Source organism: Streptomyces sp. NPDC048504 (assembly GCF_043200035.1).
Lineage (GTDB): Bacteria > Actinomycetota > Actinomycetes > Streptomycetales > Streptomycetaceae > Streptomyces.
Map to the genome: position 1 here is coordinate 681,853 of NZ_JBICXA010000001.1, position 19,099 is coordinate 700,951.

Sequence of the window (19,099 nt, forward strand, 5' to 3'; positions counted from 1 at the left end):
CCTGTCGAAGGGCCCTGAGGTGTGTACTCCGCCCGGGGCGTCTGGGTGGCCCTGACCCGTTCGGCGAACGCCTCACCGACCTGATCTTTACCACTCGTCGGGGCACTCGCGCCGCGTAGGCGTACAGCGTTCTCGGCAGGACGGCCGAGCCGGCTGGAGTCGACCACCGCGTCACCTGGGTCACCCACGAGTTCGCCGCATTTTCCACGAATGAGGAGAGAGGCCGATGAGACGGTTCATGAGCGAGGGACGGCTGTGGGTCCCGGAGGGCGGGCCCGAGGAGGACCGGGTCCGGCCGCACGTTCTGTGGCTGCCACACGGCCAGCCCCCGGTGCTGGACTATTTCGCCCGCATGCGCAAGATCCTCGCCGGTTACCCCGATGTGATCACCCCGGTCGTCGAGGCCGATCTCCACATGACGGCGCAGAAGATCGAGTACGTCGACAGCGGTGGCCGGCGCGTGGATGAGCAGCGGCTCCAGGAGGCCGCCCCATATCTTCAGCGAGAACTGGGCGCCCTGGCGCCGGTGGAGATCGAGATCGGCCCGCCTCGCGCCTCGGCGTCCGCCGCAGTGGCCGACGTGTGGCCTGAGCTCGGGTTGCACGAGTTCTACCTCCACGTCCGGGTCGGCCTGCTCACCGCCGGACTGAAGCTGCCGCCCACCGATCCCTTTTTCTGGGGACATGTGAGTGGCGGCTACGGACTTCAGAGCACCGATACCCCCGAACTGGCTGCGCGTTCGGACCGGCTCGCCTCCGAACTCGGACGCGGCCTTCGCCCCGGCAGCCGAGTCTGGGCCACCATTGCCTCCGTCTGGCTCGTCCTGGAACGACAGGACCCGGTGGCGAATCGCTACACGTTCACCCGTGTGTGCGAGGTCCACCTAGGCACTGGTGCGCCCGCCTCTGCGGATCCCCTCGGCTAGGCATCCTGCGCATGGGCGGGGAGCCCTAGGTCCAGCCACTCCAGGGCGGGTGCCAGCCGCATGCGGACATCGGGTGTGTCCATCGACGGCAGTTCCGCCGTCGCCCAGCCCTCCATCGTCTGGGATGTCGTCAGGGAGGTGATCAGGCGGCTGAGCGGTCCGCCGTCATCGGGCAGGCGGTCGGTGAAGAGCGCGAGCGTGGCAGCCACAACGTCCGTGGTGTGGAGGTATTCGGTGCCCGGCGTGTGCACGTACGGAGCGAGGGCGCTGAGCACCGCCGGATCGTCCAGCTGTTCATCGCGGTCGAGTGCAAAAAGGATCAGTGCCAGGCTCTGCAGGGCGTACGGGCGCTTCCACTCCCATCCCTTCCTCAGCCACTGCGGCTCGATGAGCCGCGCGGCCCGGGCAACGGCGCGCTTCCACCCAGGCTCGTCCCGGCCGATCGCCGAAGTCTTTTCCACGGACTCGCGCAGACTCGATTTCATAGGAAGCACGGTATTGGTTCAACGGCCGCCTCAACACGGTGCCCGGCAGATCCCGCAGTCGGCGATCGGGACCAGCCACCCCGCGGCCAAGGCAGAGGTGGACTGCCGCAATGCGCTGTGACGATGCCCTCGACATCCGCTACGACACTATCGGCATCGAGCGCTGCTGGGCTACCCGAGGACCACCGCTCAGTCCGTCCGCGCGACAACCCACGCCCCTGCCGGCACTCTGCGGGAACTACTTGGCGGGCCCGGCAGCAGCACTACCGTGGAGCACGGTGGCATCCGGCTGCGGATTCCCCTCACCGGCCGTCCCGAGGTCGGCAAGCCGCGCTCTGCGCGACCGTTCCGCCGTCCCCGGTGTCCTGAAGCGCGGCACCTTCCGGATCGTTATCGGACGGGCCGCCGCCCCGCTGGCCGCAGCACTCCGCTTCCCTGAAAGTCAAAGCCCTTAGGCCAGCACGGGTGCGCTGCTCAGCGCCTTGCGGGCCAAGGCGATGAATCGCTCTTCCCACTCCTCGTAGAGTTCGATGGCCTCGCCCGCCCATTGGGTATCGCCCTCACCTTGCGCAAGGAATGCGACCTCGCGGTGCCAGCCGGACATGGCGGAGGCCAAGTTGTCGGCCGCGCGTGCAATCTCCTCCGGCCCGTGCAGCTTGACGAGGCTCACGATTTCAAGGGCGGACTCGACGGCCAGGTTGAACTCCTGAAGCCTCTCCGCAACTCCCGGGGAAGGAGCTGCCCGACCGTGGGTGTCCTGGACCGCCACGTGCACGGCGTAGCCCAGTCTGTAGGTTCGGCTGCACGCACTGACGAGCTTCGTATAAGCCGTGGTCCTCTCCTGTCTTGCTGATTGATCGTTTTGAGTGCGTCTCTGTTCCGTTCCACCGAGACGGGTGGTAGCCAGCGTTCCGACCACCCCGCTCACCGCACCCACAACGGTTGCGACCAACCCGACGACCGCAGTGTCCATGCCCCTATTGAAGCCGAGGACGGGTGCGAGACGTCCGGATCCTCGGTACTTGGCCTTCCCAGTGGGTGCATCCTCCGTCCAGGTCGCCCTCTGCCCCGACGACTCTTCAAGGGGGCTGGGTCGGCGCCGAACAGTCGCCATCGCCGGTCCCTCAACTGGCCAACCCCCAGGGCCTCTTCGTCAAGCTCGTGGCACCGCTGGAATGATCACTGTGCTGCAATGGTCATTGGGGTCCAGTCTTCTCGCCGGTGCGCTGCTGTGATCCCCGTCGATATTCCGGGCTACCGGCCCAGTGGCCGGTCCGGATGACGCCAGGGAGCCGAGCACGCACGGTACGGCGCGAAAGCGATTCCCGGCGCCCGGCTGCGCGTTCTGGCAGGATCGGACAATGGGGTTCGGGGAAGTTGCACTCATCGCCGCGGTGGCGGCGGTAGCCGGCGGTCTGCCCGTTATCTGGTTTGCCAGACCTCTGCGGCACCGGGCAACGAGCGTGGCTGAAGTGCTTCCAGACGTGTTGCAGCTCATCGGATCAGCCGCGAATGAACAGCGGCAGCACGATGTCCGGCGCCCGGCGTATCTGGAGTTCCTCTTTCGCGTCGAGAAAGCGCTCGGCGCCGCCAGTCCCAGTGGGCCTGCTCCGCTCGACAAACGCCGGGCTGTCAGCAGCGCTCTGGACGCCCTGCGACTGGTGGGCCCCGACGATGTTGTCGACGCCGCACAGCACCTGGCGACGCTGGTACAGGACGATCAGCGCTGCCCGGCTGACGACATGGACCGGGCGAAGACTGTGTTCCTCGCTGCCGCACGCAGCGCCCTCGGTGTGTCTGCCGGTGGGCTCGCGCGCGAGTGATGCCGTGGAGACAACGATCTCGAAGCCGCCGGTCCCCTAGGATCCTTGGTGGCGCAGCCCTCGATCATCCGCACCGCATCTCCGGGGATCCCCATCACGGCGGAGGAGGCGGGGTTGTCGCCGTTGCTTACCTCATTGATCGTCGGCGGGGCGGGGATTGGGGCATGACCAGCGTTTGTGCGGTCAGGGCCGCGCGCAGGTTCCTCGCTGATTCCGTTGAGGTAGCGGCGGGCCCGCTGCCGGATCACCCGCACCCGCGCGAACTGAAGGCGCCGGTGTCCGGCCCGCAGCCTGCCGGCCGGGATTTGCCGGACGGGTCGCATCCCGCTGTCGGATATGGCACGGTCATGCCATGCGTGGCCGGATGATCAGGAGGGGAACGTAGTGACCAGCAGCCATCATGGTGGAGCGCACCGCCCCCAGATGGTTCCAGGCAGGCCCCATCTCCTCCCAAAGCAAGCACCGAGGAGACTCCTCCTCCCAGCTGGCAGCGATCCCGAACCGCAATTGAGCAGCGACATCCCCTGCCGAAGTGCCCGAATATCTGGTGCGGTGGGCGATTTCATCAGCGGTCGGCTCGGGCAGAGCCGCCGTGCGCCAGGCGGCCAGTACCGCGTCCGCGTGCCGCACCACCGGCTCCGCGCCCTGGATGTACAGGTTGACCAGCTCGGCCATGGGCGAGCCGTTGGGAAGGCGTTCGCGCCACTCGGGCAGGAACTCCCCTTGTAGCACGGTGACTTCGTCCGCCAGCGCGGCGACGTTCTCTGTATGCAGTCGCGGCGTCCACGGCTGTGTACTCCGGGGGAAACCGTGATCCTTCTCCTCCATGTTCTTCGCCAGCTGAAAGAACGCAGCGCCGCACTCGGCTTCCTCATCTACGGGCTGCCACTCGTAGCGGTTGAGTGATCGAGCGATCTCGATCAACCTGCGCTGGTCCGGGGTCTCGGTCATGGCCGTTACCGTACGAGCACGTACAGGACGGTGCCAACGCCAGTCCGTGGTACTGGTGTGCCGTGACGGCTCGTCGAAGTCGCCTGCGAGAACTGCCGGCAAGAGAGGCCCACACGCACCGGTGTGGACGGCTCAGGTCATCACACCGCCCGGTTCGCTCTGCCAGCCGGAGATCCCCGCCGCCACTGGAGTACCGGCACGGGAGCCAGCGGAGGTGGAAAGCACCGGCGCGTTCCTTCCGGCAAGACTTCCCGAGCCTCCTCACTAACGGACGGGTTCGCGACGCTCGCATCGCGCTACGCCACTGCGGACCATCCCGCTGCCGAACGCTGTGCCCAAACACCCCGGCTCATTCGCCGAGCGGACCTTCACCTGCTGTCCGTACCCGGGCGTGCCCGCTCGGCGGATGCGCGGATCTGCCCGCCACGGGATCGTGCCGACGTGAGGCTCGCGCAAGGACTGGTGTCGGCTCGCCTGTGGTCGGGGAGGGGCGGTAGACCACGCCGTAGTCGCGGCCGAATCGGTTGGCCTCGGCCGCCGACCCGCCCAGCCGATGAAGATAGAAACCGTAGGCGGCGGACGTGATCTGTTCCTCATCAGGTACAAGTGCCAGCGGTTGTCCACGGGGTTGAAGCGCGCGCTGCGGACCCGTTCGGCGAGACCCTCGGCCGGCGGGGTCGCCAGCTCGCGGGTGAGGGTGGTGAAGATCCGCAGGGCACTTATCTGTGCAGGTCGCAGCTCGATCAGCTGCTCGCCGGGCGCAGGGTGCGTGGCCTCCGGCTCGGGCTGCGGCCGAGCAGTGGCGTACACCAGGACATCACGGCCGTGTCCGGTAAGGCGAGCTGCCCAGTGCACCGGACGAGCCGCGTAGGCGGACAGTTCGGCGCGGGTGTCGCGATCAGCCAACACGGCCAACCATTCTGCAGCCACGGCCTCTACGCCCTGCCGAAAGGCGGCGAGTCCCTCGTCCTCTACAACCCAGCCGTGCTGAGCTACGCGCTGACGCGCGTCGAGACCCTCCAGCACAGTGATCCTCTTCTCCCAGTTCCTCATCCTCATCCCACCTGCTTAAACGGCCTGGTCCGTTGCGCCGTCGTCCGGCTCATCACGTCACGGTGCCTGAAGCTGGGGCTGTTCAGGTGGGAATCGGGTAATGCCCGACTGTCTTGTCCTGGAGGGATGTGGAGGCGGTCGTCTACCGCGTGGTGAAGACGAGTTGTGGGCAGTAGATGCGGCCGTTGACGAGGTAGGCGGGGGACATGACGAAGCCGACGGGGGCGCGGGCGTCACAGGTGGTCCAGACGTCTTGGCGTGTGGGGTCGGCTGGAGCGCCGCTGGGGGCGGCAAAGTCCCAGGCGTGGTCGAGGCCGGCGCGGTGGATGCGGGTGGCGAGGTCGGAGCAGTGGCCGCGCAGAGTGGTGATGGCGGTTTCGATATGCCCGTCGCCTTCCGGCAAGCGCAGAAAGCGGATGGTGTCCCGGCTCGCGGGGAGTGCGTCGGTGAAGAACTGCTGGCTGAGCAGGCTGATCAGCCGGGCGGTCTGCTCTGTGGCAGGTCGGTCCAGGACGCGGTCGCACCGGCTGGAGTAGCGACGGGCGAAGGTGAGGAAGTTCTGTTCGATGAGGGTGCGGAATTTGCGGGCGAGGGTCTGGTGGTCGCCGTGCGGGGCTGCGGCCAAGTCGTCTCGTCCTTCCAGCCGGGCGGCGAGCAGCACACCCAGCTGCCGTTCCAGGCGCTCGATGGAGCGACGCATCTGGGTGTGCTGCTGTTCTCCGGCCTTGACGGCCTGTTCTAGCTGGCCGATCCGTCTGAGGGCCTGCTCCAACGGGCCCTCAGGAAAGGCGTCGTAGGTGGCGCGTCGCGCGGAGGGAGGTGCGAGGCTGTTTCGCGCCTGTTCGTCGTGGCTGAAGATGTCGCCGAAGTCCATGGATCCTCTACCGGTTAGTAGTTGGAGTGGAAGCGGACCTGGGTGGCCACGCTCTGTCCGCCGTGGACGAGTTCGGCCCGGACCTTGATCTCGGTCTCGCCGAACTTCATGAAGACCTTGACCGACCGTTCCCGGCGCGGGAACCGCATGACGGAAGAGAGGTCCACCGTTACCGTGCCGATGAGATCGCAGCCCGGGTCGGTGACGTAGCGGGGATCGGCGTCGATGGTGGCGTAGATGTCGAAATCCATTTCATCGACGTCGTCCTCCAGCGGGATGTAGCTGTGCATCACCTCGGCCTCGGTGGGGATGGATTCCCCGGCGCGGGCGAAGATGGAGAACCGCTCACGGCAGGTGACCATGCCGTAGGAGGTCACATGCTGCTTGCCCTCGGGGTCGATGCCCTCCTCGAACCTCTCGTTTACTTCGGTGCCGTAGGTGAACCGGCTGCGGCGGGCGCGGGTCTGCGGGTCGTAGCAGAAGTGCGTGGCGCCGAACAACACGGCGATATCGGGGTTGGGGGGCACCATCACCAGGGCCCGGTCGCCGAAGCGTTCCTTGACGGCCTGCTGTAGGTAGGGGGAACTGCTGAAACCGCCGACGAGGAGGATGACGTCGGCCCGGGTGTTCTCGCCGCGCGTGGCGGCCATGGCCTGGAGCTGGGTGTCGATCAGGTCCAGGGTGCCGGGGACGACGGTGTCGAACAGGGCGTGGATGTGTGCCGGGGTCAACACGATGGCGTCGTTGACCTTGTTCTGGCGCCGGGCCAGACGCTTGCGCACGGCCGCGCCGATGCGGCGGTCGATGGCGGAGGGGATCAGCAGGTTGATGCTGTCCTCTTGTTCGAGGGTGACGTGCAGTTTGGCGCGCTCCCATTGGTCGATGAGGTTGAGTAGGGCGTCGGGGCAGCTGTCCCGGATCTCGTCCAGGATGTCCGTGTCGCCGAGGCACTCGGTCAAGTGGCTGGTCTCGAAGGCCCGGTTGAGGAAGTCGGAGCCGAAGCGGTCGCCGATGGAGCGGCCGATCTCGACCATCTTCCCGTCCGTGTCGTTCTCGTAGGCGGTGATGTCGACGGTGCCGCCGCCGCAGTCCACCACCATGAAGCGGGCCCCGGGCGCCATCAGGTCCTCGCCCGTCTCGTCGTCCTCGCCGATGACGCGCACGCCGCTGACGCGGGCATAGTGCGCCGCCGATTCCGGCTCCAGGGACAGCAGCACCCGTCCATCCTCGCCGGGAAGGCCGGCGTTCTTGGCGACGTCCCGCATCACCGCCTTCTGGTAGTCGCTCCAGCAGGCAGGGACGGTCAGACACCAGCGAACATCGTCCTCGTCGTAGCCGCTGGCGGTGATCTGGCCCAGCGTCGTTGTCACCACCTGGCGCAGCAACGTCGACAGCAGGTCCGGCGCCACCTCGTCGACGCCTAGGCCGGCAGTCTGCGTCGTTGGCAGCTCGCTCTCGCTCTCGGTCGCGCTGCGATCGGTCCCGTCCTCGTCCTGTGGGCCCGGCACCAGATGCGCGCCAAGATCCATTTTGAACCCTTGGTGATAGCGAGCACCCTGCTCGTGGAGTTCAGCTCCCCGAGTCAGCCACAGGCGGCGGGCTTCGTACCCCCAGGCGATCAGATCTCCGTTGGCGTCCAGCAGGAGAGCGGACAGGTTCTTCGCGGTCGGCGCGGGCTGGGACTCCCATTGATTTGAGAAATGGATTTTCCGGCTGGCCGGGTCGGCATTGGAGTCTGAAATGACACACCAGGAAGAACCGATGGCGTGCGTACCGACATCAATGGCCACGACAAGGCGAGGTGAGAACACGGGACTCATTTCGATCAGAGACGGGCATGCACGGTCTCCGCTGGCGGCCTGGTATCCCGGAAGTGCTTTGCAGAACTGCACAGGAAGCCGGGCCGAGAGTGCGGCGGCAGTCACAGATCTGACAGAAATACGCGCCTCGCTCAAGCATGTGAGCCCACAGCGGGCCGATAGCCACCCGAACGGAGCAATGTCCGTGTGCAATCTTGAACACGGGTGCGCAGAACTGCACATCCACAACACGACACGGGTTAGCGTGCCCGCATGCACACCGACGCAAAGAGACGCTCCCACCTCATCAGCACCTGCGATACGGGAGATCCCGGTGCACACCCGGCACAGGATCCCGGTCCCTCAGAAGATGAAATGCGGGAGCGGCTCGCTGAATACGGACGTATGCGTGCTTCGCGAGACCCCCTGGTAACCGGCGCGAAGGAAGCAGGATTGACCGAGGTGGAAATCGCCCAGCTCACCGGGCATTCTCGGAATACCGTTCGCGGTATTCTCAAGCGAAACGAGGCGGATTGAACACAGGTGATCTCCGGAGGGGAGCGGGATTCGGATATCCGGTGTCACCGCTTGCCGGGTCGTGATGCACGAGCAATTTGCATACTTCCTGACATGCGAGGCCCCGCGTGGTGTTCAGAGTGACACGGTGGATTTCATGCATCACGTGTCCTGCGAACGGTACGGCACGGGGCTCAGCTCTTCTCCGTACGGTCAGGTGGGCGGCAAGATAGGCGGGAAGGACGTCCCGGCGATGCCGGCCAGGCGGTCCAACATGGGCAAGAGCCTGACGAGTCGGGTGGTGGGAGAGTAGTCCCAGCGGGCGACCGTATCCCGCACCTCTCGGACCAGTTCAGGGTCAGAGCGGCACAACACGCGTTCGTGCTGGTTCAGTTGGTCGAGGACATCCTCAAGGTCGCCCAAGGACACGCTGTCATCGTGCACGTAGGTGGGGACCTGGCCGAGAACGTGACTGGCAGCGAGATTGTGCAGCGAGACGTACACCGCCCACGCTGCGCGCCGCGCCTCCTCGTCCATGGCGGTCACCCTATCTGCGGGTCAGTCCCGCGAGGAGGAGTGCGGTCACGCTTCCGGCTTCGGTGATCTCCCCGGTGCGTACCGCCTCGACGGCCTCGTGCAGTTGCCGCCACTGCACGGTCATCCCAACCTCCGTGCCGTCCCGGCGTACCGTCCCGATGCGGAGATCGGTCGCGAGAAAGAGATGTGTCCGCGCAGCGGTGACTGCCGGGAGCGGGTCGATGAACCCAAGTGGACGAACGCTGCCTGCGATCAAACCTGTTTCTTCCTCCAGCTCCCGGATCGCGGCCTTACGCGGGGGTTGGCCATCGCAGCCGCCGCCAGGAACATGGAGAATGCGGCGTCGTTGGAGGTAGAAGTCGTCCTCCACGAGAACGACGCGTCCTTGCTCGTCAAGAGCGACAACCCGGACTCCGTCGTCCGCTGCGACGTGTTCGTATGTGCCGGGGCTGCCGTCGGGCCTTCTCTTGGGGTGAGTCTCCTGTCGTCGGCAGAAACTCCACGTTCGCGCAGTTCAGAAGCGGTGAACCAGAGGCTATCGAGCACAACAAGTGTGGTGCAAGGATGCGAGCGGCAGGCCGACCGTGGTGTCGGCCACTCACGCTGTCCGCCGGGAGGACGCCTCTCTTGGAGCACGGGATTACCGTCGTCTGCGCAGGCGAGAGCCCGCCTGCGCAGTGGAATGCGAGCCTTTTCCTCGCCGGGCCAACGCCGCGTTCGGATGACGTCGCCAGTTGGCGGCCGGAGGCATTGGCCGAGATCGAAGACCAGTGGGGTGATAGGGGCGGTCTCGTCGTTTTCGTTCCCGAGCCCCGCGACGGTGGCCGATGGCCCGACTACGACGATCAGCGGCACTGGGAACTGTATTGGGGTGATCGGGTAGACGCCGTGCTCTTCTGGATCCCCCGCGGGCCCGGCCTGCCGGGGCTGACGACGAACGACGAATGGGGGCGCTGGAAGGACTCTGGGCGGTCGGTACTGGGGACCCCGCCGGGGGCGGATCAGGTCCGCTACCAACGTGACTACGCCCAGGAGGTACATGTCCCTCTCGCGGACACACTCGCTGCGACGATCAGTCATGCGCTCGGGCCGCTCGAGTCTGGTGCCCGTCGCATCGGCGGGCAGCGGCATGTCCCGCTGCAGATCTGGCGCACCGAGGCTTTCCAGTCTTGGCTTGCCGCGCTGGAAGGCGCCGGAAACGAACTGCGCGAAGCACGGCAGGAATGGATCCACCGCGTCGGTCCACGCCACGAACACATGCTCTTCTCCGTATTGCAGGCGGTTGTCTACGTCACCGCCGAGGACCGCTTGAAGACCAACGAGGTGGTCTTGAGCCGGCCGGATGTCGCCAGCGTGGTCGCCTATCGTCACAACGGGCCACTGGAGGACACTGAGATTGTCCTGGTGCGTGAGTTCCGAACGACCGGGTCGGCCGACGATGGGTTTGTACGCGAACTGCCTGGCGGTTCGCGCTTTGTCGGCATGGCCGACCCTCGCAGTGTCGCGGCCAACGAGTTGAGGGAGGAGACCGGGCTGGTCGTCGCTCCAGAGCGTCTGCGGAAGCATCATGTCCGGCAGGTTGCCGCCACGCTCTCCACGCACCGGGCGCATCTGTACTCCGTCGAACTCACCGGTCCCGAAACCGAGAAGCTGAGGTCTGACGCCGCCACCCATGGCGAGGCGGCAGATTCCGAGCGGACCTATGTGGAGGTTGCCCGTCTCAGCGACCTGACGGCGTTGAGCAGGATCGACTGGAGCACACTCGGCGCCATTCTTGAGGTGCTGCTGGAGGCGTCCCGCGTCGTTGCGGGCGGGACATGCTGAGGATCGGGCCTCGGTGGTGTTCCACGGGAATGGCTGCGGCTTGCGTCATCCACAGGCTTCGTGGCCCGGAACGGACGGCGGTGCCGCCCAGATCGCGCTGGGCGGCACCGCGGGTTGTCATCCGTGTCAGCGAGATTCTCTCGCTTCGAGAGCGTCGCGCGTTGTCTGGAGCAGCTCTCGGATCTCGGTTTCTGCGTTTTCCGAGTCAGTCAGACCGGGGCGCCGCAGTTCACTGGTTGAGCGCGTGAACTCCGCCGCGACCCTGCGGCGTCCTTTCCGAATCTTGGGAGGTTCGCTCTGTCCCGTTGTGTATAGTGGGAAGATTTCAACCTCTTCGACCCCGAGAGAGTCATACCATGTCCGCCATTCCGGATCGGCCTGGACTCGTTCTGCCGCTTCGTCGAGGAGTTCCTCAAGCGGGAGGCTGACGCCTTCGTCCAGCCCGAGCGAGAAGGAGAGCCACGAAGGCCCGTCGTCATCGCTTGGTGCGGGGCCTTGTTGTTGGACTGTCGGCCAGCCGTTCGGGTTGCTTCCCGTCTCTGGTGAGAGTTCGGTTTCGTGATCCCAGGCAAGCCCGGTTACTGCTTCATACGCCTGGGGCGCAGCTTCCAGCAGCAACTCGGCCTCGCTGAAATCCCACTCTCCGGCCAGCGCCGAGGGGTCGGCCAGCACCTGGTCGTAACGCTCACGGCCGGCAGCGATCACCGCGCATCTGAGGTAGAGGAACGTGTCGCTCGACAGCGGCAGTGGCTCGCCTTCCGGGTCGTCGATGTCGCGGACTGGCTGATTGAAGTGCTGCTCGGTGTCCAACTTCCACAGGGCTTCAGCGAGGGCCTCGCTGAAAGCCAGGATGTCTGCTTCCCTCTGCTTGCCGAGTTCGGCCACCAGGCGGTCGACGGAATCCTCGTCGGCTTTCCCGTCCAGCACTCGTAGCTGGTGCCAGATTGTTGCTTCTACCATTCCTGTTCTCCTGTGGAAGTTACCGGCAGCTTTTCAGCTGTCCCGGAGGGCAGTGGCCGTGATTCCAGGCGTACATAGTGATGTACCCCGCCTCCGCGATCCTGGCGTAATAGAAGCCCTTGACCGTTTTCTTGATCTTGTAGTGGCAGGTGCGGCCGGAGTAGGCTTTGCAGCTGCCGAGCTGCGACCGGGGCCGGCTGCCTCCCACTCTGGAGATCCCGTACTTGTACGTGTGGTGATGACCTTTGAATTTCCAGTAGATCTCGTAGACGATGTACTTCTTGTTCTTTGTCTTCTTTTGCGTCTTGCTGTGATACTTGGGGAGCGGAATCGGCCTGGCGACGGGGATGACGACGTTGCAGCCGACCGCCTTGCAGTACTGGTAGTACAGCCAGATGAAGGCTATGACTGCGGCTACGCCGAATATGAAGACGATTTCGGGGATCGCAATGGCACAGGCCGGGCACCGTCCTGACAGGTCGTTCTGGTTGAGTGGATCTTGGTTGGCGTAATCGTAGGCGTTGGCGCTGCCGCCGGGGACCGGGTCCGTGGAGAGGAAACGCCCGCTCGTCGGGTCGTAGAGGCGAACGCCCATGAGGATGGCGCCTGTGACGGTGTCGCTGGCGCGTTGTGCGGCTCCCAGCCATCCGTAGCGCGTGGCGGCGGTGTCGCCCTCGAGGTTGCCGAATTCGTCGAACGCCAGCGCCACGGCGCTCTTGCTGGTGTCGAGCGGGAGTTGGACTGTGACGTCGCCGTGGATGTCGGTCAGCTGCAGGACGGTGTTTCCTGTGCCGGTGGTGATGGCACCGAGGTCGTCGTCCAGGTCCAGAACACTTCGGGTGATGGTGCCGCTGGTGTCCTCGGCGGTCCAGTCAGGGGTGTCGTCGTCCCCGCTGAAGTGGTTGGTCTTGGCTCCTGTCTGTGTCCATGTGCTGTCGCTGCCCTGTGTCTCGGTGGTCCATGAAGCCAGACGGCCGGCGGCATCGAGGGTCCAGGTCTGCCGCTTGCCGTTCGCGGTCTGCTGGCGGACCAGGTCATTGGCGTAGTAGCCGACCGTGGTGCCGGTGGCTTGGGTGGTGGTGCGGCCAAAGGCGTCGTAGACCGTACCCGTTGTTTCGAGACGGTCGGCGCTGTCGTAGGTGTATGACGTCGTCGTGGCGCCGGTGCTGCTGCAGTCGGTGCCCACGTCACTGGTGGCGGTGGTCAGCGTCTTGCGGTTGCTGTTCTTGTCGAACGCGTAGTCCCTGCGGGTGCAGGAGCCGTCCGAGTTGGTCTCGTCGGCTCGGGCTAGGCGGCCCGTCATGTCGTAGCCGTACTGGCGGCTGCGGGTAGTCCCGCTGGTGTCGCTGTCCGCGATCTCTTCTTCCTGGACGGAGCGGTCGACGGTGTCGGAGGCGACAACTGCGCTGTCACTGTCGCGGGTGTAGACCCGTGAGGTCAGTGCTCCGGTTTCGTCCTCTCCGACGGTAAGCGTGTAGCCGCCGGGGAGGGATTCGGTGGCCAGGTCGCCGTCCGCATCGTAGGTCGCCGCGAAGGTGCCGGCCACCGAGTCGGTGCGCGATGTTTCGACGCCGCGTGCGTCCTTCGACGTGTCGTAGGCGTAGGTGGTCGTGGACGGAGCAGAGTCGGTGGTCTTCACCACACGGTTCAGCGTGTCGTAGGTGGCGGTGGCTGTGTTGCCCGCACCGTCGTTGTAGGAGATCTCCCTTCCGAGGTCGTCGTAGGTGTGGGTGATGGTCTGCCCGTTGGACGTCATCGTCGCGATCTGACCGGTCGCGTCGTCGTACGTACTTGTCGTGTCCGGCACCGCGGTGCCCACGCCGCCGCTGACGGTGGTGCGAAGGAGCCGTCCGCCGCCGTCGTAGGTCATGTCGGCCGTGCGGCTGACACCGTTGGCTGTCTCGGTGGACTTTTTGGGATTGCCCCAGCTGTCGTATTCGATGGTCTTGGTGGGCAGTTGGCTCGGGTTCGAGCCGCCTCCTGTGATCGTGCCGGCCGGGCCGGTGGTGCACACCAGATCGGCCCACTCGGGGCGGCCGTTACAGGTACCGGTTCCGGTCGCGGAGTAGTACGTCGTGACCGTCGTGCCGGCGTCGGAGCCGGTGGACTCGGGCTGGATCGTTTTGGTCACGCGCCCTTGCGAGTCGTAGGTGACGGACTCGGTGATGGCCAGGCCGTCTGGGTCGATGACTGACTTGGTCGGCAGGCCCTCGGTCCAGTCGTAGGTCGTGGTGGTGGTCCGGACATCGGCGTCGGACGGGTAGCCGTCCACGTAGGCGCCGACCTTGACAGTGGTCGGCTCGTCGGCCACCTCTGCGGAACCGTCACTCGGTCGACCCTCGTCGTAGCTCGTGACGGTGTGCTGTCTGGCCGGCCATCGGGTGCCCGCTGCCAGGTCGGTGCCGCCGGAGCCGGCTTTGAGTGCCGAGGTGAGGGTGATCTGGTGCAGCGGACCGTATTCGTCGGTCTCGCGCAGTCCGTCGCCGGAGTACACGGAGAGTGTCGACAGTTGGGCGGCCCGGTCGGCTGTGGAGTTCTGCGCGATGCCGAGCAGGTTCAGCTCATCCAGCGCGTCACCGCTCGTGGCCAGGGCAAGTTCCCGGTTTGCGGGGCTGAGTTCGCGTGTGGTGTTGCCGAACTCGTCGTATTCGGTAGTCGAAATGTCCCCGCCGGGAGTGGCGGTGTTGACTTCCTGTCCTGAGGCGTCGGCGTAGGAGATGGTGGCTCGTTTGTAGTCCGATGAGGTCAGGTCGGATCCGGTGTGGGAGGCGGGTACCGAGTCGGGCGGGAAGACGGCGGTGGCGTCCGTGGGGGCATCGCTCTGTCCCCAGGCGGCTACGTCGGAGGTGGCCATGCTGTAGGGCGCCTTGGAGCCGGACAGGGGCACGTCGTAGACCACGCTGCTGGTGGCGTTGGTCCCGTCAAGGGTGCTCTTGGTTCCCTGCGTAAGGTTCGGTCGCGAGAGGGAAAGGAGCATGCCGTCACCGGCTGTTGCGGCGCCCCCAGCCTTGCCGTACGTGAGTGTCCACGCCAATAGCCCCGGCGGTGTGAGAGTGGTGACGCGGCCGGCGCTGTCGTACGCGTATGTGGTCTTCAGTTTCGGGGTGACGCGCGGATCCCATTTCTCCCGCAGCCGCCCGGACGTGTCATAGGCGTACTGCGCGACGGGAACGGCGGTTGCTGTGGAGGCGCCAGGTGCGGTGGACCACTCCCGGATCTCCTCGACCTGACCGCTGTAGTTACCCAGCGTGGAGCCAGTAGCAGTTGTTGAAGGTGCGTAGACGAGTTCCAGGAGGCGGCAGCCTCTAGTCGAGGGTGTGGACTCGCAGGTAGCTGCTGAGACGGCCGAGGTCGGAGCGATCTCGTACTTGGGCCGCACGAGACTGCCGGACGGGTCCTTCTCCGACACCACGGTGATGGCGGAGTTGTCCGACGGGGTGTATATCGTCGATACCTGCCACGTGGAGGTCGAGGAGTCGGTCTTCTTGAATGTGGTAGCGGTTCCCTCGTCGTCCTTCAAGGTGAAGACCGAAACCTTGGTCAGGTCGTTTGTCGTGCTGCCAGAGCTGTTCTTGCTGGTCAGAGTCAAGTCTTCGGAGCCGGGCTCGGGCTTCCACCCGCCGTCAGCGGTGGCCGTGAAACCGGTCTCGTCGCCGTCGGCGTCGCCCACGGCTGCCGATGTGCCTGAGGTATTGCGCAGATAGGTCCAGTCTGTGTCGGTCGCATCATCGGTCAGACCGGAGCTCCACTGCGGTCCGAAAATCGCGGCCTGACCCTCTACATCCGATCCCGCGGTGGGCGTGCGCGACGATGCGCTTCGATCGACGGTCAGGCCGAAACCTGAGGCGTCGGTGGCCGACACGGTGAAGTCACCCGTCAGAGCGTTGAGCTCGCCCGGGCCGACCTCGGACGCGGGCGCGGTGCCGGCGTCGCGGTCGACCGAGATGGTGTGGGGCTGGGAGTAGGCGGTGTTGGTGCCGTCGGTGAAGGCCGCCCGGATGTCTATCGCACCGTCTTGCGACAGCGACGTCGTCACATTCCAGGTGAGCGCCGCGGGAGAGCCGCTGGTGACGCTGACCGGCCACGAAGGGACAGCCGAGGCGTCGGAGGATCGGGTCACGTCCGTGACCGGAACACTCTGCCAGGAGTCCGTCTCGCCCCGCCGGTATTGGTAGGTGACCCCGGTGTAGCTCGTCCTGCCTTTGGACGTCAGGCTGACCCGGCGGGCGCTGGTGTCGCCATCGCTAGGCGTGAGCAGCCCGGCACCGTCACCGACACCGAACTGGTATCCCGTGGTCGTTGAGGAAAGGTTTCCGCCGGAGTCCACGGTCTTGGCGTACAGCTGGTGCCAGTCCTCACCCGGCGCGATCGTGATGGTCAGCGGGTCGCCCCCGTTGCCGTCGGTGGTGTCGTAGATCCGCTTGGGCACCGAGGAGTCGTCCAGACCCCAGTAGAAGCCCATGCCGTCCGTCGAGGATGTGTCCAGCGTGCAGGTCGCCCCGTCGTCATCCTTGAGCGTCCAGGTGCTCTCGCTGTAGGGGTCACACGAGATCGTCGGGGCGGCGGGCTTGGCGACGTTCGGCACGAAGTAGATGTACGAGGACCAGGCCCCGTAGTCCGTGCCGTCATAACCGCGCACCCGCATGCGCAGGTGTGCCCCGGCCAGCTGGCTCGCGCTCGGGATGGTCAGTTTCGCGGTGCCGCCGGAGGCCACCGAGGCGGAGGTGCCGGTGTAGGAGTAGGTGGTTTCCCCGCTGTAGGACGGGTCGTTGGTGATCTCGAACTGGCCCTTGACGGTGGAGCCGTCCGCGTCCGTCACCTTCGCCGACAGGGTCGGGGTGTAGGTGGTGACGTACCGCTTGCCGCTGTAGGCGTTCACCGAGCTCGGCGAGATGGCCAGCGCGCTGGTGGTCGCGTACGAGTTGTAGGTGACTGTCAGCTTCGGCGCGTAGCCGGAAGTGGTGTAGTTCGCCGAGCGGAAGCGGCGCCATGTGGTGGAGTCGCTCTCGCTGGTGCCGTAGACCATGAGGCCGTAGTTGGTGCTGCCGTCGGCCCAGGCTTGCACGATGGCGTCGATGTCCCAGTTCGACCAGGCTGCTGCGCAGGACGAGTCGTAGCCGTGCGCACCGGTGTTGACGACGGCGCCGGTACCCGTAGACGAGGGCCGGGTGGCCCAGGTCAGCGAGGTGGAGGACCAGGTGGAGGTGATCCGGCGGACCGTGGTGCCGGTACCGGCCGTGGAGCACGTCGCGGAGTAGTAGTTGTAGAGCGCGAAGTTGGTGTCGGTGATGTGCTTGCCGACGAACTTCGACACGTCGAACTTGAGGTACGACCGCGCGATGTCTGTGCCCGAGTCGTAGGTGCCCGACTTCAGCTCCTGCGAGGAGACCTGGGAGTCGGTGTAGTCCGGGGTCTGTATCCAGGTGTCGGTGGTCACCGCCAGCGTGGTCGTCGGATCCACCGTCACCGGATACGTGGCCGTCGCCAGGAAGTCGGCATCCGGGGTGAGCACCAGGGACTGCGAACCGTCGTCAGCGGTCTCGATCTTCGTCGCGACCTGCTCCTGATGGGCCGACTCACCGGAGGCCGGGTCTTTGGATGCGTCCCACATCGCGGGCGCGGGCGCCTCGGCGACCAGGTCGCCGGCGCCGTTCTTCAGCAGCAGGTGCCCGGAGTCGGCCTGGGACAGCTTCAGCCCGTCCAGGTCGAGCGGGATCCGGTACGACACCGCATCGCCGTCGGGCTGCTGGGCAAGTTCGATGTTCTCCGAGAAGCCTTGCGCGAGAGCCGTGACGGACAGGGTCTGTCCGCTGCCGAGATTGTAGGAGGCGGTGCTGTTCTTCACCTCCGGGGTGGGCAGCTTGTCCGCCCAGCCCAGCCCGAAGGAGTCGTTGCCCTTGGTCACCGACGCCAGTTGTGTGTCCCCGCCGTCGGAGACCGCGATGTCCGCCACTGCGGCGGCGGGCGTCAAGTCCGCACCGGTGTCAGACAGCGAGGTGTCGATGTCCTTCCACTTGCCGTCCTGCTTCACCCGCACTGGGCCGGCGTACGCCTCCGTCTGCAGTTCACCAGTGGGCAGCGCGTACGTCGTCGAATCCGTTGCCCGCTCGGACAGTACTTCGATCTTCCGGTCCTGCAGACGAGCCATCAGCACAGCCGACGCTTCGTCCTCTGCCTCCGCAGGCCCCAACGCCGTGCTGGAGTCGGACGCTGCGGAAGCAGCCACCGTGCTGGTGTCGGCGGCGAATGCCAACCCTGTGTCTTGTGACGCCAACGCCACTTCCACAGCCATCGCCATCACCACGCCGACGGCTATCTGCCGCAGCCGACGCGATCGTCGCGCGCGCCCCGATCTCGATCTTCGATCGAACGCAACTTTGTGACGCATAGTCAAGCCTCTCCCAACGTCTGCCCTCTGATCGGTCAACCGATCGAGCTGATCATGCAGGTCAGGCAAGGAAGGGCTTCCGAAAACCTGTCGATTCGACCAAGAGGCAGTCAAAAGATGACGCCTGGAATCTCCTTATGGTCAGCGAACAACGTCACCGAATGCGCAGAACGCACCAATTCCCGCACCCTGCAGGCTTGATGTGCGGTTACAGGCAGATGTCGTCACGGGCCTGCGTCGAGGTCCATGATTTTTCAAAGAAATGAAGGAACATATGGACACAAGTGGCAGAACTGCGCAGATAGTGCGGACGGCGAGTGGGTGCAGGGTCGCTTCGTCATACCTCGCCGGCGGAGAACGGATGTACGGCAACGCTGCGAGAAGTCCCCTGGTAAGGGCGGACCCGCGCCTGGTACGACGCCTGGCCGTCTACGAGTTCGACGGAGTTGTCGAGCCCGCGACCCTGTTCAACTGCGCCATGAGCTCGCGGTTGGTGGACCGGGCGGCTTGCAGTTCCTCCTCTCGCTCGTCCAGCCTGAGGCCGATGTCAGCACACTCTTGCTGGAGAGCAGCGACGTGCCGCTGCAACGTGTCAACGTCGTCGCGGGCCTCCTCGCCGGCAGTGCGCCAGATCTGTTGGCCAAGTGCCTCGGAGAGCTTCTTCTCCAGTTGGCTGACGCGTCTGTTCAGCCGGGCCGCCCGTTCGTGGGCGTTGATGAGGTCGGCGCGCAGCGAGGCCGCAGAAACCTTGGGGCCGGTCGCGGAGGTCGTCGCCGGTGCCTGTTGCGCGGCGTGGACGATGTGAAGGAGGTCGCGGTGACGGTAGAGGAAGGTGCGGTCAACGTGGGCCTGGCGTGCGATCGATGAGGCGGTGATCTCTTCGCCGCGCTGCTGGGCTTGCTGGAGGGCTGCCAGCACGCGCTGGCGGCGGCGCTCGGAGTCGGCCTGGCGGCCGGCGGTCATG

13 protein-coding genes and 2 pseudogenes are annotated in these 19,099 nt (G+C 65.8%); 4 read left to right on the forward strand and 11 right to left on the reverse strand.

All coding sequences use genetic code 11. From position 1 onward, the window contains the following. The first annotated feature begins 226 nt into the window (after positions 1-226). Positions 227-925 (forward strand): hypothetical protein, encoded by a 699-nt coding sequence (locus tag ACGFY9_RS03180; RefSeq protein ID WP_393751382.1) that lies wholly within the window; start codon positions 227-229, stop codon positions 923-925. Here ACGFY9_RS03180 and ACGFY9_RS03185 read toward each other — a convergent pair. Continuing rightward, the gene (locus ACGFY9_RS03185; RefSeq protein ID WP_393751384.1) at positions 922-1,410 is read right to left on the reverse strand and encodes a hypothetical protein; all 489 of its coding nucleotides are present in this window, start codon (positions 1,408-1,410) and stop codon (positions 922-924) included. The two genes, ACGFY9_RS03180 and ACGFY9_RS03185, sit on opposite strands and share 4 nt — an antisense overlap. Before the next feature lie 451 nt (positions 1,411-1,861). Next, positions 1,862-2,383, reverse strand: coding sequence for a hypothetical protein (locus ACGFY9_RS03190; protein ID WP_393751386.1), 522 nt, complete (start codon positions 2,381-2,383; stop codon positions 1,862-1,864). A gap of 388 nt (positions 2,384-2,771) precedes the next feature. On the opposite strand from ACGFY9_RS03190, the gene ACGFY9_RS03195 reads away from it, so the two are divergent. Continuing rightward, a complete protein-coding gene (locus tag ACGFY9_RS03195) occupies positions 2,772-3,233 on the forward strand; it encodes a hypothetical protein (RefSeq protein ID WP_393751387.1) in 462 nt (153 codons plus the stop codon). A gap of 345 nt (positions 3,234-3,578) precedes the next feature. Here the strand turns inward: ACGFY9_RS03195 and ACGFY9_RS03200 are convergent, their stop codons facing one another. The 4 genes and pseudogenes from ACGFY9_RS03200 to ACGFY9_RS03215 form a co-directional block, all read right to left on the reverse strand. Beyond that, positions 3,579-4,184: a hypothetical protein gene (locus ACGFY9_RS03200; protein ID WP_393751389.1), complete on the reverse strand. Its 606-nt coding sequence runs from the start codon at positions 4,182-4,184 to the stop codon at positions 3,579-3,581. Positions 4,185-4,533: 349 nt separating this feature from the next. Then, positions 4,534-4,803, reverse strand: a pseudogene (locus ACGFY9_RS03205) (DUF6417 family protein); the annotation flags it as partial. Between the two features lie 576 nt (positions 4,804-5,379). After that, on the reverse strand, positions 5,380-6,111 hold the full coding sequence (locus tag ACGFY9_RS03210; RefSeq protein WP_393751391.1) for a hypothetical protein: 732 nt from the start codon (positions 6,109-6,111) through the stop codon (positions 5,380-5,382). 14 nt (positions 6,112-6,125) lie between these two features. Beyond that, a complete protein-coding gene (locus tag ACGFY9_RS03215; RefSeq protein ID WP_393751393.1) occupies positions 6,126-8,066 on the reverse strand; it encodes an Hsp70 family protein in 1,941 nt (646 codons plus the stop codon). A gap of 117 nt (positions 8,067-8,183) precedes the next feature. Here ACGFY9_RS03215 and ACGFY9_RS03220 point away from each other — a divergent pair, with 117 nt between their 5' ends. Further along, the gene (locus ACGFY9_RS03220; protein ID WP_393751395.1) at positions 8,184-8,447 is read left to right on the forward strand and encodes a hypothetical protein; all 264 of its coding nucleotides are present in this window, start codon (positions 8,184-8,186) and stop codon (positions 8,445-8,447) included. Positions 8,448-8,639: 192 nt separating this feature from the next. Here ACGFY9_RS03220 and ACGFY9_RS03225 read toward each other — a convergent pair whose 3' ends face one another. Both ACGFY9_RS03225 and ACGFY9_RS03230 read right to left on the reverse strand, forming a co-directional pair. Next, on the reverse strand, positions 8,640-8,963 hold the full coding sequence (locus ACGFY9_RS03225; protein WP_393751396.1) for a hypothetical protein: 324 nt from the start codon (positions 8,961-8,963) through the stop codon (positions 8,640-8,642). Between the two features lie 10 nt (positions 8,964-8,973). After that, positions 8,974-9,366, reverse strand: a pseudogene (locus ACGFY9_RS03230) (NUDIX domain-containing protein); the annotation flags it as partial. 224 nt (positions 9,367-9,590) lie between these two features. Between ACGFY9_RS03230 and ACGFY9_RS03235 the strand changes: the two are divergent. Then, positions 9,591-10,787, forward strand: coding sequence for an NUDIX hydrolase (locus ACGFY9_RS03235; RefSeq protein ID WP_393751398.1), 1,197 nt, complete (start codon positions 9,591-9,593; stop codon positions 10,785-10,787). 126 nt (positions 10,788-10,913) lie between these two features. On the opposite strand, the gene ACGFY9_RS03240 is transcribed toward ACGFY9_RS03235, so the two are convergent. The 3 genes from ACGFY9_RS03240 to ACGFY9_RS03250 all read right to left on the reverse strand — a co-directional run bounded on the left by ACGFY9_RS03240 (position 10,914) and on the right by ACGFY9_RS03250 (position 19,098). Then, entirely contained in the window at positions 10,914-11,747 is an 834-nt protein-coding gene (locus tag ACGFY9_RS03240; protein WP_393751400.1) for a DUF4240 domain-containing protein, read from the reverse strand. 19 nt (positions 11,748-11,766) lie between these two features. Next, entirely contained in the window at positions 11,767-17,895 is a 6,129-nt protein-coding gene (locus ACGFY9_RS03245) for a DNRLRE domain-containing protein (protein WP_393751402.1), read from the reverse strand. Between the two features lie 669 nt (positions 17,896-18,564). Next, complete coding sequence (locus ACGFY9_RS03250; protein ID WP_393751404.1) at positions 18,565-19,098, reverse strand: DUF6262 family protein; 534 nt, start codon at positions 19,096-19,098, stop codon at positions 18,565-18,567. Position 19,099: the final 1 nt, after the last annotated feature.

Excerpts from the sequence above, each read along its gene's own strand:
- ACGFY9_RS03180 (WP_393751382.1), top strand. The coding sequence starts at position 227 with ATGAGACGGTTCATGAGCGAGGGACGGCTGTGGGTCCCGGAGGGCGGG.
- ACGFY9_RS03185 (WP_393751384.1), bottom strand. The coding sequence starts at position 1,410 with ATGAAATCGAGTCTGCGCGAGTCCGTGGAAAAGACTTCGGCGATCGGC.
- ACGFY9_RS03190 (WP_393751386.1), bottom strand. The coding sequence starts at position 2,383 with ATGGACACTGCGGTCGTCGGGTTGGTCGCAACCGTTGTGGGTGCGGTG.
- ACGFY9_RS03195 (WP_393751387.1), top strand. The coding sequence starts at position 2,772 with ATGGGGTTCGGGGAAGTTGCACTCATCGCCGCGGTGGCGGCGGTAGCC.
- ACGFY9_RS03200 (WP_393751389.1), bottom strand. The coding sequence starts at position 4,184 with ATGACCGAGACCCCGGACCAGCGCAGGTTGATCGAGATCGCTCGATCA.
- ACGFY9_RS03210 (WP_393751391.1), bottom strand. The coding sequence starts at position 6,111 with ATGGACTTCGGCGACATCTTCAGCCACGACGAACAGGCGCGAAACAGC.
- ACGFY9_RS03220 (WP_393751395.1), top strand. The coding sequence starts at position 8,184 with ATGCACACCGACGCAAAGAGACGCTCCCACCTCATCAGCACCTGCGAT.
- ACGFY9_RS03225 (WP_393751396.1), bottom strand. The coding sequence starts at position 8,963 with ATGGACGAGGAGGCGCGGCGCGCAGCGTGGGCGGTGTACGTCTCGCTG.
- ACGFY9_RS03240 (WP_393751400.1), bottom strand. The coding sequence starts at position 11,747 with ATGGTAGAAGCAACAATCTGGCACCAGCTACGAGTGCTGGACGGGAAA.
- ACGFY9_RS03245 (WP_393751402.1), bottom strand. The coding sequence starts at position 17,895 with ATGGCTCGTCTGCAGGACCGGAAGATCGAAGTACTGTCCGAGCGGGCA.
- ACGFY9_RS03250 (WP_393751404.1), bottom strand. The coding sequence starts at position 19,098 with ATGACCGCCGGCCGCCAGGCCGACTCCGAGCGCCGCCGCCAGCGCGTG.